This window comes from Cetobacterium sp. ZWU0022 (assembly GCF_000800875.1).
In the GTDB taxonomy this organism is placed as follows: Bacteria; Fusobacteriota; Fusobacteriia; order Fusobacteriales; family Fusobacteriaceae; genus Cetobacterium_A.
Window position 1 is genome coordinate 1 of record NZ_JRJZ01000151.1, and the last position, 3,167, is coordinate 3,167.

Sequence of the window (3,167 nt, forward strand, 5' to 3'; positions counted from 1 at the left end):
ACCAGTAGAACCACCAATCAATCCACCAGTAAATCCTGAACCACCAGTAGAACCACCAATTAATCCACCAGTAAATCCTGAACCACCAGTAGAAAATACGCAAAATATTTCTATAAATTCAACTGGAACAACTGGAAATTTAAGTGCCTTAGGAACAATAGAAGTAGGAAAAGAATTAATAAATAAAGGGGATTTAAGTATTATTTCTGATATTGAATTAACTGCTGATAGAAAATATAACAAAATTGTAACAGGAGCTTTTATAGATGGAGGAAAATTTGTAAATGATGGAAATATAACAACGTCAGGAGCTTTAACAAAAAGCAATTTAAAAGGTGAAGGTTTTGGAATTTATCAAAAATCAGGAGAAACAATAAATAATGGTAAAATTTCTATTCAAGGAACAGGACATGATTTAGATAATGATGGTGAATCTGATATTCCTGGTGGAGTTGGAATTTATGCTGAATCAGGAACAGTAACAAATAGTGAAACGGGGTTAATAGAAGCTAATCCAAATAATTTAATTCCTGCTGGGATAGGAATGGTTACAACATCAGGAGCAACATTAATAAATAATGGAACAATTAAAGGAATGTATTCAAGTATGTGGGCTGTAAATCCAAATTCAACTGCTGTAAATAATGGACTAATTGAAACAGAAAGATCAGGTTTAACAGCAGGGAATGGTGGAAAAGTTATTAATAATGGAATAATTAAAGCATGGATATATGAAAATCCTGAAAATGGAGTTGTTGCACAACCTGCTTTTGCTATGAGTGCAATGTCTTATGATGGAGAAGAAACAATTGCTATAAATTCTAAAGATGGAGTAGTTTATGGTTTAGTAGATGTTACAGGTAGAGCTGCTAAATTTATTAATGAAGGAATAGTAAATGGTAGAGTAAAAATAAGTGAACTAGGTGGTATTGTTGAAAACAACGGAACAATAACAGGAGTAGATGAAGCACCTGGAGAAGTTATTGTTAATAATGGAAAGTTTATTCAAGGAGTAAATGGAAAACTTGATGTAGATAAGTTTGTAGGAGATTTATTTTTATCAGGAGATTATGCAAAAGATAACTTTGAAAATAATATCGTATTATCTAAAGATAATATAAATATAAAAGAACATGATGGAGATATTTTATCGAACTCTGTTATGTATACTGTAAATGATTCTAAAACAGAATTAAATAGAAAGAATTTTAATGAAATTATAAGCAATTCAAATTTTGCAAACTATTTAGAAAACAACTATGTAGATGGAGATATTTTAAGACAAGAATTATATAATAATTTGAAATTAATAGATAGTGCAGATGAATTTACAAGAGCAACAAATAATATATTTGGGAATGATATATACCCAAATATAAAGAAACAAACATTAGAAGCTATTAGATTTAATAGAGATACATTAGTAAATAACGTATTTAATCAACCAACATCTAAAGAATTAAGAGTTATAGGTGGAGCAGATTATAAGAATATAAAGGCTGATAGCTCAAATTTAAGTGGATATAAAGAAGATATATCATCAGTATTCTTAGGAGCAGATAAACAAATAAATGCTAAATTAAGATTAGGAACTATTGCTAATATAGGTACATTAAATGCTAAATTTGATATGGATAATGCAAAAAGAGAGGATACATTCGGTCAACTTAATATGTACTCAATTTATAAAAATAATGATGTTCAATTAACAAATAATCTATTCTTTGGATTATCTTCAGGAGATTTAAAAAGAGATCTAAAATTTGGTGATGTTTATGGAAGCCAAAAAGGAGATTTAGATAATAAGTGGATTGGATTAAACAATATATTATCTAAAGATTATGTTGTAAGTTCTTTCTTTGTAAAACCTAGAGTGGAAGTAAATGCAACATATTTAATGCAAGATTCTATTAATGAATCAGGTAATTATGGATTAGATGTTGAAAAGCAAAATGTATGGTCTGTAGAAGCAGGAGCAGGAATTGAAGTAGGAAAAGAATTTGATTTAAACTCTGTAAAAAGCACAATAAAGGCATTTGGAACATATTTACATGAACTAGCTAACCCATATGATTCAATGAGTGTTAAATTAAATAATATAAGCTCTGATTCAGTTAAGGTATCAAAGTATGATAAGGATTCGTATAAAGATTTAGGAATTAAATTAGAACTTGAAAAAAATGGATTAACAGGGTATGTAGAATATAAATATCTATTTGATTCTGAATATTTAGGAACAGCAGGAATGAGTTATAAATTTTAACTAAAATATTAAAAGAAATTTATTCAATTATAAGGAGCTAAAGTGGCAGAATATAGATTACATTGTAAAGTTGGAAAAGTAGGAATGGCAAAAGCTCATGCTGAGTACATCCTAAGAGAAAATAAGTATAACAAAAAAGAAGATTTAGTATACAAAGAATCAGGAAATATGGAATGTGTTATTGATGGAACATCAGCGATTGATTTTTGGAAAAGTGCTGATGATTTTGAAAGAGTTAATGGGAGAGCATATAGAGAATTTGAATTGAATATTCCTAATGAATTAACACATAAAGAAGGTGTTGAGCTTGTTAAAAATTTCGTGAAACAAGAGATAGGAAATAAACATCCATATTCTTTTGCCATCCATGAATCACATAGTAAAGATGGAGAGAAAAATCTACATTGCCATCTTATGTTTTCTGAAAGAAAATTAGACAATATTTTAAGAACTAAAGAACAATTTTTTAGAAGAGCAAATTCTAAAAAACCCGAACTTGGTGGAGCTAAAAAAAATGATATTTGGATAAAAAAAGAATTGTTATTAAATATAAGAAAATCATGGGAAGTTTTATCTAATCAAGCATTAGAAAAAAATGGCTTTAATGAAAGAGTTTCTTGCGAATCTTTAAAGAAACAAAGAGAGATTGCTTTAGAAAAAGGGGATTATTTAAAAGCTGAACTTTTAAATAGAACTCCAGTTAATATATCGGGAATTACTTTACAAAAAGAAAAAAGATTAGGATTAGAAAAACTAACTCCCGAAGAACAAGAGAAGTTTAAAGAATATAAACAAGCTAAGGAACTAAGAGAAGTTAAAAAAAGAGAGCTTGAAATTAAATCAAAAAAATAAAAGAAGAAATAACTTTGTTTCAAATTGAAGCAAAGTTATTTTTATAAAAGGA

At 28.2% G+C, this 3,167-nt stretch carries 2 protein-coding genes; both read left to right on the forward strand.

Annotated elements, in window-relative coordinates; translation table 11 throughout:
• Window positions 1-2,263, forward strand: a 2,263-nt coding sequence (locus tag L988_RS10955) for an autotransporter domain-containing protein (RefSeq protein ID WP_047384230.1), incomplete at its 5' end; no start/stop codon positions are given.
• 42 nt (window positions 2,264-2,305) lie between these two features.
• Window positions 2,306-3,115: a MobA/MobL family protein gene (locus L988_RS10960; protein WP_052191821.1), complete on the forward strand. Its 810-nt coding sequence runs from the start codon at window positions 2,306-2,308 to the stop codon at window positions 3,113-3,115.
• The last annotated feature ends 52 nt before the right edge of the window (window positions 3,116-3,167 follow it).